The sequence below is a fragment of the Acinetobacter pecorum genome, assembly GCF_014837015.1.
GTDB lineage: Bacteria > Pseudomonadota > Gammaproteobacteria > Pseudomonadales > Moraxellaceae > Acinetobacter > Acinetobacter pecorum.
Map to the genome: position 1 here is coordinate 134,206 of NZ_JACSPT010000001.1, position 16,898 is coordinate 151,103.

Below are 16,898 nucleotides of genomic sequence, written 5' to 3' on the forward strand. Positions count from 1 at the left end.
TAGCGTGACTGCGAGGCTCTTGCTAATATCGGAAGATTATTAGGTTTTTTGATTGGGTAAGACAGACATTATGGCGAATTATTGGAAACAGTGGCTTGCTTTAAGTACGGTATCGGTGATGTTGGCTGCATGTCAAAGCATTGACACGATGAAACTCAAGCATGCCAAAGCAAGTACTGAGAGCAAAAATAATGTCCTGATTTACTGTACAGGGACACCTGATTGCCAGTTTGAGCGTTTCAACCAGACCATTATCGTCCATGCCGACAATGGCCGCATTGGTGCTGAAGCATTGAAGCAGAAACTGGTACGCTTGCAGGCTAAAAACTTAAATCAGGCCAATCCGGTTTATCTATCCGTGCCAGCAGGACAGCATGAACTGGTCGTGCGTTTTTATCCAATCAGTAAGGATAAAGCAGAAACCTTGCATGTATTCCATCGCTTTCATGCCAATAACCGCTATAGCTTAAAGATGTTCCGTGACCGTAGTGCGCGTAGCAGCAGTTTATTAAATGCTTCGGCACCGGATCCGCTTTGCGTAGATCTGGTACAAGAGCAAAAAACCATTCGTCGTTTTTGCAAACCCTATAATGCAGTCACCGGGATTGCAGAGTTTGTAGAAAAGAAAATTTAACCTCTGTCAGGTCTGAATCTGACGTTTTAAACGGAAAATCTCATGTCTAAACAAATTTTGATTTTAGCTGGTGACGGTATCGGTCCTGAAATTGTCAAAGCGGCAGAGCAGGTGCTGACTCGTGTAAATGAGAAATTTAATCTTGATTTGACATGGGAGCAGGGTTTACTCGGTGGTGCAGCCATTGATGCGCATGGTTCACCGTATCCAGACGTAACATCTGAGCAGGCTAAAAAAGCTGATGCGATTCTACTGGGTGCCGTGGGCGGTCCAAAATGGGATACGATTGAGCGTTCAATCCGTCCGGAACGTGGTTTATTGAAATTGCGTAGCGAACTGAACCTGTTTGCTAACTTGCGCCCAGCGATTCTTTATCCGCAACTGGCTGATGCTTCAAGCTTAAAACCTGAAATCGTCGCAGGTCTGGATATTCTGATTGTGCGTGAATTAACGGGTGGAATTTACTTCGGTCAGCCACGTGGTATCCGTGAACTGGAAAATGGCGAGAAGCAAGGCTATAACACCGACGTCTATTCAGAGTCTGAAATCAAGCGTATCGCCAAAGTTGCCTTTGAAATGGCCAATTTGCGGGGTGGTAAAGTATGTTCAGTGGATAAAGCCAACGTGCTTGAAGTAACTGAACTGTGGAAACAGACAGTGACTGCGCTGAAAGAAGCCGAATATCCGGAAATTAATTTATCGCATATGTATGTCGATAATGCGGCGATGCAGCTGGTACGTGCACCGAAGCAGTTTGACGTGATTGTAACCTCTAACCTGTTCGGTGATATCTTGTCGGATGAAGCAGCGATGCTCACAGGTTCAATCGGTATGTTGCCATCGGCATCTCTGGATGAAAATGGCAAAGGCATGTATGAGCCTTGTCATGGTTCTGCACCAGATATCGCCAGTCAAGACCTGGCAAATCCATTAGCGACGATTCTTTCCGTCGCAATGATGCTGCGTTATACTTTCCGTGAAGAAGCAGCTGCAAAAGCGATTGAAGATGCAGTTGGTCAGGTCCTGGATCAAGGCTTGCGTACGGCAGATATCATGTCTGAAGGCATGCAAAAAGTCGGTACGGTTGAAATGGGTCAAGCGGTTGTGACTGCATTAAATTAAGCTCAGTTTTGATTAAAAAACGCAGCTCAAGGCTGCGTTTTTTATGGCTGGAATTTCGAATCTGAAAATAATTAACAGGTTCGACCTGAAGTACGGACAGCTGTTGCAATATTGTTTTTTAGTAAAAAAGTAATTTTACATTGCAGATCAACATCATAGCTGTCTGCAGGGCTAATAGGGATAGGGACGGGTCCATTCCCTGCTGAAGGCAGAGGAATAGAAATAGGACGTTGTACCACATAGCTTAATTGCCGGGCGCTGAGTATGGGGCCACTGACCTGTTGATAACCCAGGCGTTTCAGATCCAGATTTTGATCGATAAACTGACTGCTTTGACCAATAAACTGCTGCAAGTAAGCTTCCCGTTCAGTCGGGGTGGTAGTTGGAGAGTGTGTACAACCGGTCATGCCGATGCATACACCCAAGAGAATCACGGATAGTCGATAAGAAGATAACAACATAATTCACTCCTGCACAGGACTGACTGAAGACTAGTTTAGGCAGAAAATGGCAGGGTGATTGTTGTAATTTGACACACGGTAAAGGGGTAGCGTAATGAGTTTGGATGTCTTCATTTAATCCGATACAGGCTCTAAATAATTGGAGAAAAGTCAGCAAGCTCTGCCGGTATAGCGAATCTCCTGAACAATGTCATCTTTCAAGTCAAACCAGATTTGGCATTTCATCTCGATGTTATAACCGCCGTTTGAGGGGGTTGGCATGGGTGCACCGATTGAGATACTTTGACTAATATTCGGTGTGCCCATTGGAATATTCATATCCCGAAAAATCGTGTAGCTGAGAGATTCTGCGGTTTGAATCGGTTTCTGCGAGGTTTTGAATCCCATGGCACGAAGATCAAGTTGACTGCGAACCTGTGTTGCAGTTTGACCGACATAGGGTTGGAGAGACTGATGCAGATGCTGATTGCCGCCAGTGGCACAGGCAACGAGAAACAAGCTGGAAAGCAGGATTAAGCACTTCATATTCATTGTTTTTATGCATGTACTTTAATTAAATGAATAATCCAGAAATTATTAGCTCCTGTCAAATTGATTTATTCGTGGGTAAATAATTAAAGTCATAAAAAAAGCCACTAACAGTGGCTTTTGCTTGCGCTAAAACTTAGCGTGCACGATAGGTGATACGACCTTTAGTCAAATCATAAGGTGTCATTTCAACCTTCACACTGTCGCCAGTTAAAATACGGATATAGTGTTTACGCATTTTACCAGAGATGTGGGCAATCACTTCGTGACCGTTCTCTAAACGTACACGGAACATAGTATTAGGAAGCGTCTCGGTGACAACGCCTTCGAACTCGATGAGTTCCTCTTTATTGGCCATAGCCTACCTGAATGAATAAATTGGGAAGGCGCAAATTATAGTCAATTTTTTTGTAAAAAACAAGATGAAACGGGCGTTAGACTGATCATCTGCCAGTAAAATAAGCGAACTGTCACGATAATTTTTTAACTAAAAAGACACCAGTTTCTGTTGTCAGTTTGGTCAATCACAGTTAATCTAAAATTAATCTTTTTAAGTATAAATGAAGTACATACAAGGAAGGCTTTTGAGTGAGTCAGCTAACGGATGCATCAGTCGTATTACGTTTGGGCTATCAGGCGATTCGTCGTGCAGGGTTGCCAACAGAAGAACTTTTGACCAAAGCAGGAGTTGCTTTAAATCAGGTCGAGGCCAATGACCGTACGCCGCTAAGCGCCCAGTATGCCTTCTGGGTAGCCGCAGAGGAAGTTAGCAAGGACCCGGACATTGGATTGCATCTGGGTGAGCACTTGCCACTTTATCGTGGTCAGGTCATTGAACACCTGTTTGTTTCATCTGAAAACTTTGGTGAAGGACTGAAACGTGCTTTGGCCTATCAGCGACTGATCAGTGATGCATTTGCTGCCAAGTTAGTGATCGAAGATGATCGCTGCTATTTAACCAATGGTGAACAGCCTTTTGCTGAAAGTCTGGTGAATCGTCATTTTACTGAATGCGCCATGTCAGGTGTACTCCGGTTTTTTAAGTTTATTACTGAAGGGCGTTTTGAACCGATTTATATTGATTTCAATTTTTCCAAAGGAGCTCCTGATGAGGAATACTTCCGGGTTTACGAGTGTCCCGTGAGTCTGGGCCAGAAAGAAACCCGTCTGTATTTTGACCCAAGTATTCTGGAATATCCGTTATGGCAGGCTGAACCTGAGCTATTACAGCTGCATGAGCAACTGGCCATTGAAAAGCTGCAGGAACTGGCACGATATGACCTGGTTGGTGAAGTGCGCCGTGCGATTGGCTCTACTTTGGAAAGTGGGGACACCACGCTGGAAACTGTAGCTGCACAACTAAATATCACGCCACGGCGGTTGAGAACGCAACTGAGTGAGGCATGTACCAGTTTTCAGCAGATTCTGTCGGATTATCGCTGTCGTTTGGCCAAGCGTTTACTGGCAAATACCAATGAAAGTGTTGAACGAATTGTGTATCTGACCGGTTTTTCCGAGCCAAGTACCTTCTACCGGGCTTTTAAGCGCTGGACCAATGAAACACCGGTAGAATATAGAAAGCGCAAGCAGCGTTAAACGACCTCCCTGAGTCCCTCCTAAAAGGAGGGATTTAAAAATTAAGCTTTTAATTCGGCATGTTCAGCCAATGTGGCCCTAAGGGTAATTCCGGTAATTCAAACTGCGCCGGATAGTCGGCATGAATAAAATATAAACCATCTGCAGGTGCGGTCACGCCAGCAGCTTTACGGTCTTCTGCCGCGAAAATAGTATCAATATGCTCGGCAGCATACATCCCCTGACCAATTTCCAGTAAACAGCCCATAATGTTTCGTACCATATGGTGCAGGAAACCATCGGCTTGAATGTCGAGCACCAGATATTGACCATGCCGGATCAGACGGCAATGACTGACATGGCGGACTGGCTGATTGGACTGACAGGCGGCAGCGCGGAAGCTTTCAAAATTATGTGTGCCTTCAAACTTTTTTGCGGCCCGTATCATCTGTTCGACATCGAGCGGTGCATAGACATGGGTGACCTGTTTATGCAGCAAGGCAGGACGGACAGGATGATTATAGACCACATAACGATAACGGCGCGCCTGCGCCTTAAATCGGGCATGGAAACTCTGCTCCATTTCCTTGATCCACTGGATCGAGATATCTTTAGGTAGCTGGCTATTGCAGCCCATCAGCCAGCCACGTTCAGAACGCACAGCATCGGTATCAAAATGCGCCACCATATTGGTGGCATGTACACCCGCATCCGTACGGCCGGCACCATGCAGGCTAATGGGTTGATCGGCAACTTTGCTCAGGACCTTTTCAATGGTTTCCTGTACGCTTGCAACTCCCGGCTGTTGAGTCTGCCATCCCCGATAATGCATTCCACAAAACTCAATTCCCACCGCAAAACGCTGCATAATGACCTCAAAATCTTATTGATCGTACCAATGACGATGCCATTGCTCTACAGTGTCATATTGTAAATACATTTTCAGGGCTTTTGCATACAGATCGGCATGGCCATAACTCTCATTAAGCAGAATTTTGCAGTGATTGACCCATTCTGCAATGGCATAGCGCTGATCTGTCGCGCCAAAAGGCACCTGAGTAGTCAGGACAGAGATACAGCCCAGCTCATACAGTTGATCAATGAGTGCAATCATGGCGTCATTGACCGCCAAGTTGCCAGTGCCAAAACCTTGCAGAAATAAAAAATGCGGTGGTCGAGCCAATAAGGTATTTAGATTATTCAGCTGCTGAGCCAGATCGATCGGCTGCATCATGATACTCATGCAGTTGAATTTAGCCGCTTTTGCAATATCTTCAGCTTCGATCTGATAACACGCTTGACTGGTTTGGATTGTGATATTGGCATCAAGACCTGAAAAGGCATTTAACTCGGTAGTATGCTGTTTCAGTGCAGTTTGCGCATGTAGCAGCTGATGATGGAATGCCAGATACACCCCGGCGTTAGATTCGCTGACGGAATCTAGTGCAAATTTAAGATTATCCAGGGCATCACTAAATTCACGCTGTTCATTGCCTTGAGCATTCAGCAGCGGATATTGGCTACCGGTCAGCACCACATGCGCCGAGTTTCCAATAAAATGTGCCAGTACTGCACTGGCATAACTGAGCGTATCTGTACCGTGAATAATCACAAAATGCTGGATCTGTTGAGATTGCAATTGCTGAATAAACTGTACCAGTTGCAACCAGTCAGCTGCTGTACAGGCACTACTGTCCTTAATGGCGGGTGCATGGTGGCATTCGACAAAATACTGCTCTGCAAGCAGTTGTTCGAGCTTTGGAATAAATAAATCAGCAGGCATCGGTGCAAGAGGGTCTCCCACGCAGCCGAATGTACCGCCCATATAAATTAATGCAATATTTTTTATCATAAAAAAAGCAGCCAATTATTGACTGCTTTAGTGTAAATCTAAATGCATCAAGATGCGATTTGATTCAGTAATTGCTCGGCGCGTTGTTGTTGCTCAGGAGTATATTCAGCTTCTCGCTCGGTAATGACTTCACGAGCAGCAGTATAGGCACCGAGTTGAATATATTGCTGGGCAAGATCCAGGTTAAGACTTGCTTCATTAACATCCAGTAATTCCGGGAAAGATTGCACCAGCGGATCATGCTGATCTATCGTTGCCTGAGCTGGTGTAGCAGGAAGATCGAAACTCATCGCTGTCGCAGCAGGCGCTTCTGGCGTGGTTTCTAAATGATCTAATTTGAAATCCATGCCTGATAGATTGGTTTGTGACGCTGGTTCTGCCACAGGTGCTGCAGCTGTCAAGCTAGACAGGTCAAACTCAGTCGCTGGCACTGCAGTTTTCTCAGCTGCTGGTACTGGCGTGTCAAGCGAGAAAGAAAAATCTAGAGGCTTAATTTCTTCATCGCTAGCCGGTAACTGTTCATTATTAGTGCTTAAATTGAGATCAAGATCAGGAATCTGATTAAGATTCGTTTTATTTTCAGAATCTGTTTCTAGGCGATCAGAAGCTACAGAAGAAATTTCTGACGTTGTTGGCTCTACTTTAAAAGATTCAAAGTCAAACTGAACTTCATTAACCACTGATGGTGTTGATTCAGTCGGCACACTCTGAGTAAAGCTGCTCTTTGGATTAAAGTCAAAACTGTTGTCTTGTTCAGGCTCAGTCTTTGTTGCGGTGGTTGAGGCAGGCGCAGCACTCGGCTTAAAATTAAATTCAAGAGGTGCTGGTTCTTCTTTAACTGGCGCACTTTCTTGTTGTAGTTGCTCGAATGCTAAACCAGCTTTTTTATCCACAGGAAGTGATGTAAGACTCAATTCATCAAAATCACTTGTATTCGATGCGGGAACAACAGACTTAGAAACTGGATCTGGTTTAACTGATTTTTCTCTTTCATAGGCGCTTCTTTTTTCTTCAGCCTGAGAGAGAATTTCATCGATTTTCAGAGCACGAATATGATTAATCAGTTGAGTAATTGCAAAATCATCTTGCTGTAAGATATGAATATCCAATAACAACAGATAGAGTTCATGCTGGGAATTATCCCGATTCAGTGCCTGGTTAATCTGTGCTTCGGCTGCAAAAAAATTACGTTCCTGAATCAGGCCTTCAATTTTTTTACGAGTTTCTGCCGATAATGGCGTTGCTGATTTTTTTGTGACCCCGACTGGCTCTACCACTTTGGTTCTTTGTGGGGCAGCTTTTGAAGCAGAGCCAGGTTTTTTCGCTTTTACCGTTTTAGTTTTTGCTTTATCTGATTCTTGAGCATCTTGTCGTTTTTTAAAGACAATTAATACGATGATCAATATCACTAATGGAATCACATAAATCAGCATGTTTTACCCCTTGGGGATAGAGTAGTTTAAGTTCGCCTATCCCAATAAATCGTCATGTGTAACTTTTTAATTAATTGGCTTTTTATCTGCTTGTTGGGCTTTGAGCTGTTGTTGTAGCTGGGCCAGACGCGCATTTAATAACTGAATTCTGTGATCCTTCTGATTGAGTGCCAATTCTAATTCAGTTACGTTTCTCTGTAATTTAACGGTTTTTTCTCGGGCTGTCATAACTTTTAATGACAATTCCTTTGAAGTTTGATTGCGTTCTGTGTTCTGGTTTGCAGAAAGATGTCCAGAATTGTGCTGGTTCTCAGCCACCAGACTCATTTCTGCCTGATTCAAACGGTATTTTGTTTTGGCAGCGGGCGTGGAAGGTCGCTCTGTCTGAGATGCTGCAGAGACTTTAATGGGTGCAGGTGTGGTATGGGCCGAGTTTAAGTTGAGTGCTGCACCCTTACGTAGACGATTGGCATTTCCACCAATAAAGGCATGCTCATTGTCTTTTTTAATTTGCTGCATGACTTCATTGACCGGACGCTGCTGCTGTTCGGCAATTCTTGAAGCAATCCCCCACAATGACTCATTAGATTGAACCACATAAGTCGGTTTAACCTGGTTTGAAGTTGCTTGGACTGGTTTAGCTTTGGCAGTTGCGGGAGGTGGAGTTTTCACCGGATGGGCAGAAGCAGCAGCTTTTCTGGCTTGCTCCTCAGCAAACTTCTTCACCAAAGGATCACTGGAGGCTGTCTGGTGATCAGAACCGGATTCTGCAGCTTTCTGTACAGCTTCTTTATTTTGCCCTGACGTGGTTTGATTTTCTGGCAACATACTGGCTGATTTGCTTGGAGTTGATGCTGCAGTAGCGGGCTTTGGTACGGCATCTGAAGCTTGGGTCTGGGATACCGTGACAGATTCGTTTTTAAGCACGGGAGCGACCGTCTGAGCATGAATTGCTGTCGTGACAGTTGACGCAGACGATGCAGTTTTAGGAATCGAAGTGTTCGATAAGGCAGGGGGTGTTGTCGATTGTAATGCCAGCGGCTTTTCTAAAACCGGTTGCTTGTTTAGGGATGTGGAGGCTGCAATATTGTAATGGCTGCTTACGGGTAAGTTCAGCGCAATATCTTTTTCACTGACGACTACAACTGGCGCAAGCGGACGTTCATTCTGTTTTAGGCTTGCCTGTAACAAATCGGTTTTAGGTCTTAAAATGGTACGCACATGTTGCAGGCGTGCAGCATTACCTTCCTTGATTTTGACAATAATATTAAGTTCCCGATCCGTCATTGGTCGTGAAGAGGTAATGGTAATGACACCTGTGCCATTATTGCTGCGCCGGGTAAAAAAGTTCAGATGACCCGGTGGCTGATGCGATGCACCAATTGACATTAAATCTTCAGGCGAAGCCAGACTGACCTCAATGGGTAAATTGATATCAGACTGCCGAAAGGTCATTTCTGCATAAAGTAATTCCCCAGGTGCAGACTGGATTTGTACTGGATCTACATTTATCGCATGAATATTTTGTGAAGCAACAATGGCTAAAATGGCAAGCTTTAATTTGTTATATACAGTCATCTGTGAGCTCAGTCATTATCGCATAGCGAAAATTATAGATTAACGGGATGTTTGTTTTTTGTAAAATACTTACTTAATAGTTACACAAAAAAGCCGATCAATAAAGATCGGCTTAGGGCTTTATTTCCTGACGGAAACTTAAGCGTTCTTATAGTCAATCAGAATACGCAGCATACGGCGTAATGGTTCAGCCGCACCCCAAAGTAACTGGTCACCTACAGTGAACGCACCCAGATATTCTTTACCCATATTCAGCTTGCGCAGACGGCCGACTGGAACGCTTAAAGTACCTGTTACAGCAACAGGAGTCAGATCTGTCATGGATGCTTCGCGAGTATTTGGAATCACTTTAGACCAGTCATTGGCACCTGCAATGATGTCTTCGATCTCATCCAAAGGTACATCTTTTTTCAGTTTCAACGTCAATGCCTGAGAGTGACAACGCATGGCACCAATACGCACACAGTGACCATCAATCGGTACGATCTGCTGGTTGCCCAGAATCTTGTTGGTTTCAACCTGGCCTTTCCACTCTTCTTTCGACTGGCCGCTTTCCAGCTGCTTGTCGATATAAGGAATCAATGAACCTGCCAAAGGTACGCCGAAGTTTGCAGACGGGAAACCTTCACCACGTTGTAATTCAGCAATTCTGGAGTCGATATCCAGAATTGGAGAACGTGGATCATCTAGCAACTCTTTGGTATTGTTATATAAATAACCCATACCATTGATCAGCTCACGCATGTTTTGCGCACCAGCACCGGAAGCTGCCTGATAAGTCATAGAAGTTGCCCATTCCACCAGATTGTTCTGGAACAGACCGCCCAAGCCCATCAACATCAGGGAAACCGTACAGTTACCACCGACAAAAGTTTTGGTGCCTTTGACCAGACCATCTTTGATCACGTTCATGTTGACCGGATCAAGTACGATAATCGCTTCATCATCCATGCGTAAGGTGGATGCTGCATCAATCCAGTAACCGTTCCAGCCTTCCGCTTTCAGTTTCGGGAAAACTTCAGAGGTATAGTCGCCACCTTGGCAGGTAATAATGACATCCATTTGCATCAGACTATTGATGTCTGTCGCATCCATAAGTGCTGGGGCAGTCTTACCGCCAAATGCCGGTGCTTCACCACCCGCATTACTGGTAGAGAAATAGAAGGGCTCAAAATGAGCAAAATCATTCTCTTCAACCATACGTTGCATAAGGACGGAACCAACCATCCCGCGCCAACCGACCAGACCTACTTTCATGTCACTTTGCCTCGGTGCGTTAAAAAAATCAAAAGGGATTCGAGTGTATCAAAAAGGGAGGTGACTGCAAGTGCTACACAATCAAAACATCAATATTCTTGAGAAAAATATCTACTTTATGATACATACAAAATTGATAACGTCACTTTTCTTTTAGAAAAAATAACAACTTATTAAAGAGCGCACTTATGATATGGGTTATCCAAATTATGGCAATCATTGTCATTTGGTTAAGTTTCTGGTCACTGATCCCGAGTGACCAATGGTGGATTCGAGGTGCGGATTTCCCAAGGTTACAAATTCTGGTTGTGGGCTTTATCACCTTTGTGCTGTTTTTAGTGCTTGAGCATCCCTGGACGTGGTTTAACCAGCTACTTTTTATTGGTCTGATTGCTGCCTTGGCCTATCAGCTCAAAATGGTATTGCCCTATACCTTTGTCTGGAAAAACCAGGTCAAACAGGTCAAGCAGGATCAGCTGGATCCGCAGCGACAAATCTCCCTGATTGTTTCAAATGTACTGACCACCAATAACCAATATCATCTGCTGATTGAACAGATCCAGACCCATCAGCCAGACTTGGTCTTAACGCTGGAAACGGATCAAACCTGGCAAAATGAACTGTCAGTGATTGAAGCAGATTATACTTATCGTGTAGCCGTACCTTTGGATAACTTGTATGGCATGCACCTGTATAGCAAGCTCAAACTCAGCAATACTCAAGTCAAGTTTATTTTAAGTGATGAGATTCCTTCAATTCATACCACTGTGATCTTACGCTCGGGACAGCCGGTACGACTTTACTGTCTGCATCCAAAACCACCGAGCCCGACCGAGGCCAAAGATTCCACCTTGCGTGATGCTGAATTGTTGATTGTGGGTGATCAGATTAAAGATATGGATGAAAGCTGTATCGTCATGGGTGATCTGAATGATGTGGCTTGGTCACGTACCACACGGCTGTTTCAACGCATCAGCGGACTATTGGACCCCCGGGTGGGACGTCATTATGTAAATACTTTTCATGCCGATTATCCTTTTTTCCGCTGGTCGCTCGATCATGTTTTTCATAGTACCGATTTTGCCCTAGTACATATGGAGCGTCTCCCCCATGTAGGCTCTGATCATTTTCCGGTGTTTCTGATTTTACAAACTGGTCGGGTGTTCGAGCATATTCAGGAAGAATTAGAGCAGACCGAAGATGATGAAGAAGAAGCCCAAGAAGCTATCAAAGAGGGGATTCAGAAAGCAGATAAAGAGGAAAAAACAGTGACTGATGAAATTGCGATGGCTTATAAAGAAGGCGGTAAAATTTCTTAGGTTTTTAGAAGAAAAGTGTACGATATTGCTTACAGGAGTTTGCGCTTCTTGCGAATGGGAAAAGCTGTGGAATCTGGGTATTCTAGGTTTATCAGCACAAGGAGTCGAGAAAGGATATTCTCATAAGGAAGACGAAGCTGAATGAAAACATCATGGACATGATGATGAAAGGGAAATCACAAATAAACAGAACTAATTATAATATGTGGAAGCACAACCTCATTAACCCGAGTTTTACAGGATGTAGAGCTCGGGTTAAGTTATTTTAAGTGCCTATTTTTATAATATATTCTTGATGATAAGAATAATTTATTTAATTTAATGCCGTATTTTGAGAGTAATGGGTATTAATCCCTAATTACTCATGAAAACGCAGTCAATGAAGCAGCATATTTCAGCGCTACTTTCTGAATCAGTGGCCTGTCACTGAAAACTGTAAAGTGATCCAGGATTTTAAGTTATGGTTTAAAACCCCGGAATTAAACCAAATCAGTAAATTGATTTATAGCCTTCAGGGCGGGTCTTAAAGCGGCGGTGGAACCACATATACTGGGTCGGTGCGATGCGTAACTGCTGCTCGATCACCCGGTTCACGCGAGTGGCATCCTCGACTTCATTTTCACCAGGGAAATTTTCCAGTGCTGGTTCAATGAGCACATGGTAGCGCGGATTTTTGATATCGCCATGACGATAAAAATATAAAGGAATGGCAGCCGCTTTAGTCATTTTCAGTAAACGACGATGTGCGGTTACAGTTGCGGCCGGGACGCCAAAAAAGGGTGCCATCACCCCTTGTTTTAACCCATAATCCTGATCCGGACTGTACCAGATGGCATGGCCATTTTTCAGGTTGCGTACCAGCCCACGCATATCGTCATGATCAATCTGATGAGCATAAATTGTGGCACGACAACGATAAATCAGCATGTCCAAAAGAGGATTGTTCTGCGGACGATAAACCACATCTGGTTCAAAATACTGTGCACAAAGATAACCGCCAGCATCCAGCAAGGTGGAATGCGTACCTAAGAGCAGCATGCCTTGGCCTTTATCTTGTGCCTGCTGAATATGTTCTAGGCCTTCGATACTGACACGACCCTGAAACCATTTCGGGCTATACCAGGCATTTAAGGTCTCAAACAAACCCAGCATTTGGTCAATAAACACCTGACGTGCATTGTCCTGTACCTGCTCTGCAGACCATTTCGGAAAACAGACTTGCAGATTGCGAAGTGTGGTTTCACGACGCGATTTAAGGTATTTAAAGGAAAGCTTGCCTAGCCAGGCAGCCAGACGGTGCTGAATGGCCCAGGGTAAGATTGCCAGAATCATCAGGAAAATAATGCCTAGCCAGTTACCCCAGTATTGAGGTAACAGGAATGACCATTGAAATTCACCGGGTTGATATGCAGGCTGGGTACTCATAGAACAACATAGGGCTAAAAGATTAGCAGCAGTCTAACAGAGAAGATTCTTGAAATAAAAAAGCATCTGTCCGAATACAGATGCTTTAATAAAGACTGGGAGAATATTTAGCCGTTATTCATATTGTCCAGCTCTTCCCAGCGCTCTAATTTTTCCAGTAACAGCTCATCAATTTCTGACAAACGGTTAGAAAGTTTCAAGGCTTTATCAGAATCGGTTACGAATAAAGCACCATCAGCCAGTTGAGCATTGATCTCGGTCTGCTCTTTTTCTAGTGCTTCTATTTCAGCCGGAAGTTGCTCAAGTGCACGCTGGTCCTTGTAGCTAAGCTTAACTTTTTTGGCAGCGACCGGCGCAGTCTCGGCTTCTGCTTTGGCCATGGCTTTTTTCACGGCACTTTTTTGGTCAACTACAGTTTGGTCCGGACGCTGTTCCAGATAATCCTGATAACCGCCAACATATTCGTCAATATTGCCCTTACCATCAAAGACCCAAGTAGATGTCACCACATTGTCCATGAAGGCCCGGTCATGCGAGATCAACAGTAAGGTGCCTGTATAGCCACTGAGCATTTCTTCAAGTAACTCTAACGTTACCATATCCAGGTCATTGGTTGGCTCATCCATCACAATCAGATTTGATGGTTTAAGTAACAGTTTCGCCAACAGGATACGGTTACGCTCACCACCCGACAAAGCTTTGACTGGTGTACGGGCACGTTCTGGCGAAAACAGGAAATCTTGTAAATAACTATAGATATGACGGCGGTTACCATTCACATCCACATGGTCAGAACCTTCTGACACGTTATCTTTCACTGATTTTTCCAGATCCAGCGCATTACGTAACTGGTCAAAATAGGCCACTTCAAGCTGCGTACCGGTCTTCACCGTGCCACCGTGTTCTATCTCACCCAGAATGGCTTTAATGAGTGTAGTTTTACCCACACCGTTATCGCCGACCAGACCGATACGATCGCCACGGAGTACAAGTGCGGAGAAATTATTGATGATCGGTGCATTGTCACCGAATTTCACACTCAGGTTCTCGATTTCAAACACCAGTTTGCCTGAGCGGTTGGCATCCTGAGTTGCCATCGTCACTTTACCTTGCTGTGAACGACGTGCCTTAGATTCTTCACGCAATGCTTTCAGGGCACGGACACGGCCTTCATTACGGGTACGACGGGCTTTGATGCCCTGACGGATCCAGACTTCTTCTTCAGCCAGCTTTTTATCGAAGAGCGCATTTTGTTTTTCTTCAGCTTCCATTTGCTGCGCTTTCAGGTCTAGATAACGTGAATAGTTACCTTCATAACTACGCAGTTGACCACGATCCAGCTCTACAATACGGGTGGCAATGCTATCGACAAAGGCACGGTCATGCGAAATAAATAGTAAGGTTAAATTATTCTGATCGAGCAGAAATTTTTCCAGCCATTCGATACTTTCTACATCCAGGTGGTTCGTCGGTTCATCCAGTAACAGGACATCGGGTTGGGTAAGTAAAGCACGTGCCAGCAGGACACGACGTTTACGACCACCGGACAAATCGGCAAGATCTGCCTCCGGGTCCAGTCCCATTTTACTTAAAATCGAATTGACCTTGGTTTCCAGCGCCCAGCCATCCAGCTGATCCATTTTGTGTTGCAGGTTCCCCATACGCTCACAGGCGTCCATGTCACCTAGCACACAGGCTTCACTGGCTTCATGATAGGCACGCAACACTTCAGCAGCTTCACCGGCACCGTCTGCCACGATATCGGCCACTTTACCTGAATCCATCGGCACATCTTGTGCCAGCATGGAAATGGTAATGCCATTTTGTAAGGAAACTTCACCGCTATCCGGCAGCAAGCTTCCTTCAATCAGCTTAAGTAAGGTAGACTTACCCTCACCATTACGGCCAATCAAACACACTCGTTCGCCGCGTTCCAAGTTAAAATTCGCGCCGTTGAGCAGGGCAGGTCCACCAAACGCAAGTTGGACATCCCTAAGGGTAATATAGGCCATAATGTTTCCTGAAATCCCCCAGTGAGGACTTTAAATGACTAAACAACAAAATCTAAATGATCAGGCGTCATTTTCCGCACCCATTGAAGATTTGCAAGTGCGAATTGCATTTTTAGACGATTTAGTTGAACAGTTGAATGATCAGGTGGCCAAACAGACTCTGGAAATTGCTGACCTGAAACAGCAAATGCAGCTGTTATATCAACGTGTTGAGTCCTCCGATCTGTCTAAAGGTATTGCAGAATTTGATCCAGTTGCAGATCGGCCACCGCATTATTAATTTGCAAGCAATGATTTAATTACAAGAATGACCCTTAGCTGATCTAAGGGTTTTTTAATCAAAAATAAAGATAGACCAATCTATAAGTCTCAGAACAGAGGAATATTTTTTTGACTCAGACTTTAAGTCGTTTTGCATGAGTATATAAAATTAATAAAGTGCAGTGTAATCATCAGACGTAAAAGAAATTTTCCTGTTAGCCACCCCCGTATTCCCGTTGGTAAAAAAAGCTTTCTTGCCGGCATTTCCTATCTTGGGGGAGATTCTGTCAAAACAGGTCTATAGCAGTGCCATCGGCAGATTATCCATAAAATTATTTGACCTTTCACTCACTTCCTACTCTAATAATGGCTCTCAGGTACATTCCGGAATTGCGTCCCATGCACCCAAAAGTTGTTCTACTCGATCTCGAAAATAATTTCCCCACCGCCAAGCTAATGCGTGAGATTGTGGCGCATTATTCGACTTTATACCTGTTTAGCTGTGCCGGAAAATTTGAATTCTCCTTAGAGGATTTAACCGAGCTGGCTGGCTGGGTGAGTAGTGGTCAGGTTGTAGTACTGGACACGCCTGATTCACCTCAGAAAGAATATGAGTATGCCGTGATCGTCGGACAGCTCATGGCGCTATTAGAGCCGGAAACCGAGGTTGAGCTGATTTCGGCGATGGACAGCAGCGAGATGTTGCAGCAGATGCTACAGGCTTCTGATATTCCGTGTCACCTGATTCAGATCCAGCCTGATGAAGTCACTATTGCAGCAGATCATGCCAAAAACTACCTTCCTAGTGTGGAAGCCATCAAGAACAAGCCTGCCTTGCAGCTGGTAAAAAAATACTGTGATGCTTTAGGCAAAATGAGCGGCAAGCCCCATACGGTGGAAAGCCTGAAAAATTCAGTGGCGAATATTCTGCAAGTGATGCCGCTAAAAGCCCAGCATGTGGTCGGCATGTTGATTAACCTGAAAATTGTCAAACGTTATGACGAGCAAATCAGCTTCCGGAAAAAAGTCCTGAAGCAATGGCTGCAACTCGATTTAGATGAACAAAGTCCGGTTGAAAATCCAAAACTGGATCAGGTCATCTCCCAGCTAAAAGTTGATGAGGCTCCTGTTGAATCTGAATCGCTCAAGTCACCGATCCAGTCGGCCCAGCAGGACCTGTTCAAGAACTTTGGCCGGATTGATCCGGTACAACTCGAAGTGGCGCGTAAACTGCGTGAATTGCAGGGTGATAAACCCAAAGACATTTATGAATTACGTGATTTACTGGAACAGTTATTTCCCAAATCGGATATCCGCTTGCTGCTTAAGGAGCTGATCGAGAAAGGTTATATTTACTGGAATGGTCATGAAATTTTATATAGTCATGAAATGTTCCTGAATTAATTTCATCGTGCAAACTTGCGTTTTATATTCTGCTTAT

At 44.4% G+C, this 16,898-nt stretch carries 16 protein-coding genes; 6 read left to right on the plus strand and 10 right to left on the minus strand.

Features of this window, described 5'->3' with window-relative positions; genetic code table 11:
- Positions 1 to 70: 70 nt before the first annotated feature.
- Both H9629_RS00580 and leuB read left to right on the plus strand, forming a co-directional pair.
- The gene (locus H9629_RS00580; protein WP_191730343.1) at positions 71 to 634 is read left to right on the plus strand and encodes a hypothetical protein; all 564 of its coding nucleotides are present in this window, start codon (positions 71 to 73) and stop codon (positions 632 to 634) included.
- A gap of 42 nt (positions 635 to 676) precedes the next feature.
- Complete coding sequence (gene leuB / locus H9629_RS00585; RefSeq protein WP_191730344.1) at positions 677 to 1,756, plus strand: 3-isopropylmalate dehydrogenase; 1,080 nt, start codon at positions 677 to 679, stop codon at positions 1,754 to 1,756.
- Positions 1,757 to 1,827: 71 nt separating this feature from the next.
- Here leuB and H9629_RS00590 read toward each other — a convergent pair whose 3' ends face one another.
- The 3 genes from H9629_RS00590 to infA form a co-directional block, all read right to left on the minus strand.
- Positions 1,828 to 2,217 carry a hypothetical protein gene (locus H9629_RS00590; RefSeq protein WP_191730345.1) on the minus strand — a complete coding sequence of 130 codons (390 nt, stop codon included), beginning with the start codon at positions 2,215 to 2,217 and terminating at the stop codon, positions 1,828 to 1,830.
- A gap of 150 nt (positions 2,218 to 2,367) precedes the next feature.
- The gene (locus tag H9629_RS00595) at positions 2,368 to 2,748 is read right to left on the minus strand and encodes a hypothetical protein (protein WP_064094869.1); all 381 of its coding nucleotides are present in this window, start codon (positions 2,746 to 2,748) and stop codon (positions 2,368 to 2,370) included.
- A 133-nt stretch (positions 2,749 to 2,881) separates the two neighbouring features.
- Positions 2,882 to 3,103 carry a translation initiation factor IF-1 gene (infA, locus tag H9629_RS00600; RefSeq protein ID WP_001284370.1) on the minus strand — a complete coding sequence of 74 codons (222 nt, stop codon included), beginning with the start codon at positions 3,101 to 3,103 and terminating at the stop codon, positions 2,882 to 2,884.
- A gap of 230 nt (positions 3,104 to 3,333) precedes the next feature.
- Between infA and H9629_RS00605 the strand changes: the two genes are divergently transcribed.
- Complete coding sequence (locus H9629_RS00605) at positions 3,334 to 4,341, plus strand: AraC family transcriptional regulator (protein ID WP_064094868.1); 1,008 nt, start codon at positions 3,334 to 3,336, stop codon at positions 4,339 to 4,341.
- A gap of 49 nt (positions 4,342 to 4,390) precedes the next feature.
- Here the strand turns inward: H9629_RS00605 and truA are convergent, their stop codons facing one another.
- From truA to asd, 5 genes are all read right to left on the minus strand, one after another.
- Positions 4,391 to 5,188: a tRNA pseudouridine(38-40) synthase TruA gene (truA, locus tag H9629_RS00610; RefSeq protein WP_191730346.1), complete on the minus strand. Its 798-nt coding sequence runs from the start codon at positions 5,186 to 5,188 to the stop codon at positions 4,391 to 4,393.
- 15 nt (positions 5,189 to 5,203) lie between these two features.
- Positions 5,204 to 6,172, minus strand: coding sequence for an asparaginase domain-containing protein (locus H9629_RS00615; RefSeq protein WP_191730347.1), 969 nt, complete (start codon positions 6,170 to 6,172; stop codon positions 5,204 to 5,206).
- Between the two features lie 47 nt (positions 6,173 to 6,219).
- Positions 6,220 to 7,605: a fimbrial protein FimV gene (locus H9629_RS00620; RefSeq protein WP_191730348.1), complete on the minus strand. Its 1,386-nt coding sequence runs from the start codon at positions 7,603 to 7,605 to the stop codon at positions 6,220 to 6,222.
- A 66-nt stretch (positions 7,606 to 7,671) separates the two neighbouring features.
- A complete protein-coding gene (locus tag H9629_RS00625; protein WP_191730349.1) occupies positions 7,672 to 9,183 on the minus strand; it encodes a FimV/HubP-related protein in 1,512 nt (503 codons plus the stop codon).
- Positions 9,184 to 9,321: 138 nt separating this feature from the next.
- Positions 9,322 to 10,440 carry an aspartate-semialdehyde dehydrogenase gene (asd, locus tag H9629_RS00630; RefSeq protein WP_064094864.1) on the minus strand — a complete coding sequence of 373 codons (1,119 nt, stop codon included), beginning with the start codon at positions 10,438 to 10,440 and terminating at the stop codon, positions 9,322 to 9,324.
- A 188-nt stretch (positions 10,441 to 10,628) separates the two neighbouring features.
- On the opposite strand from asd, the gene H9629_RS00635 reads away from it, so the two are divergent.
- Complete coding sequence (locus H9629_RS00635; RefSeq protein ID WP_064094863.1) at positions 10,629 to 11,759, plus strand: endonuclease/exonuclease/phosphatase family protein; 1,131 nt, start codon at positions 10,629 to 10,631, stop codon at positions 11,757 to 11,759.
- A gap of 489 nt (positions 11,760 to 12,248) precedes the next feature.
- Here the strand turns inward: H9629_RS00635 and H9629_RS00640 are convergent, their stop codons facing one another.
- A complete protein-coding gene (locus H9629_RS00640) occupies positions 12,249 to 13,184 on the minus strand; it encodes an LpxL/LpxP family acyltransferase (RefSeq protein ID WP_144724522.1) in 936 nt (311 codons plus the stop codon).
- A 107-nt stretch (positions 13,185 to 13,291) separates the two neighbouring features.
- Positions 13,292 to 15,196: an ATP-binding cassette domain-containing protein gene (locus H9629_RS00645; RefSeq protein ID WP_144724523.1), complete on the minus strand. Its 1,905-nt coding sequence runs from the start codon at positions 15,194 to 15,196 to the stop codon at positions 13,292 to 13,294.
- 34 nt (positions 15,197 to 15,230) lie between these two features.
- Between H9629_RS00645 and H9629_RS00650 the strand changes: the two genes are divergently transcribed.
- The gene (locus tag H9629_RS00650) at positions 15,231 to 15,476 is read left to right on the plus strand and encodes a SlyX family protein (protein ID WP_064094860.1); all 246 of its coding nucleotides are present in this window, start codon (positions 15,231 to 15,233) and stop codon (positions 15,474 to 15,476) included.
- Positions 15,477 to 15,856: 380 nt separating this feature from the next.
- The gene (locus tag H9629_RS00655; protein ID WP_064102232.1) at positions 15,857 to 16,861 is read left to right on the plus strand and encodes a hypothetical protein; all 1,005 of its coding nucleotides are present in this window, start codon (positions 15,857 to 15,859) and stop codon (positions 16,859 to 16,861) included.
- The last annotated feature ends 37 nt before the right edge of the window (positions 16,862 to 16,898 follow it).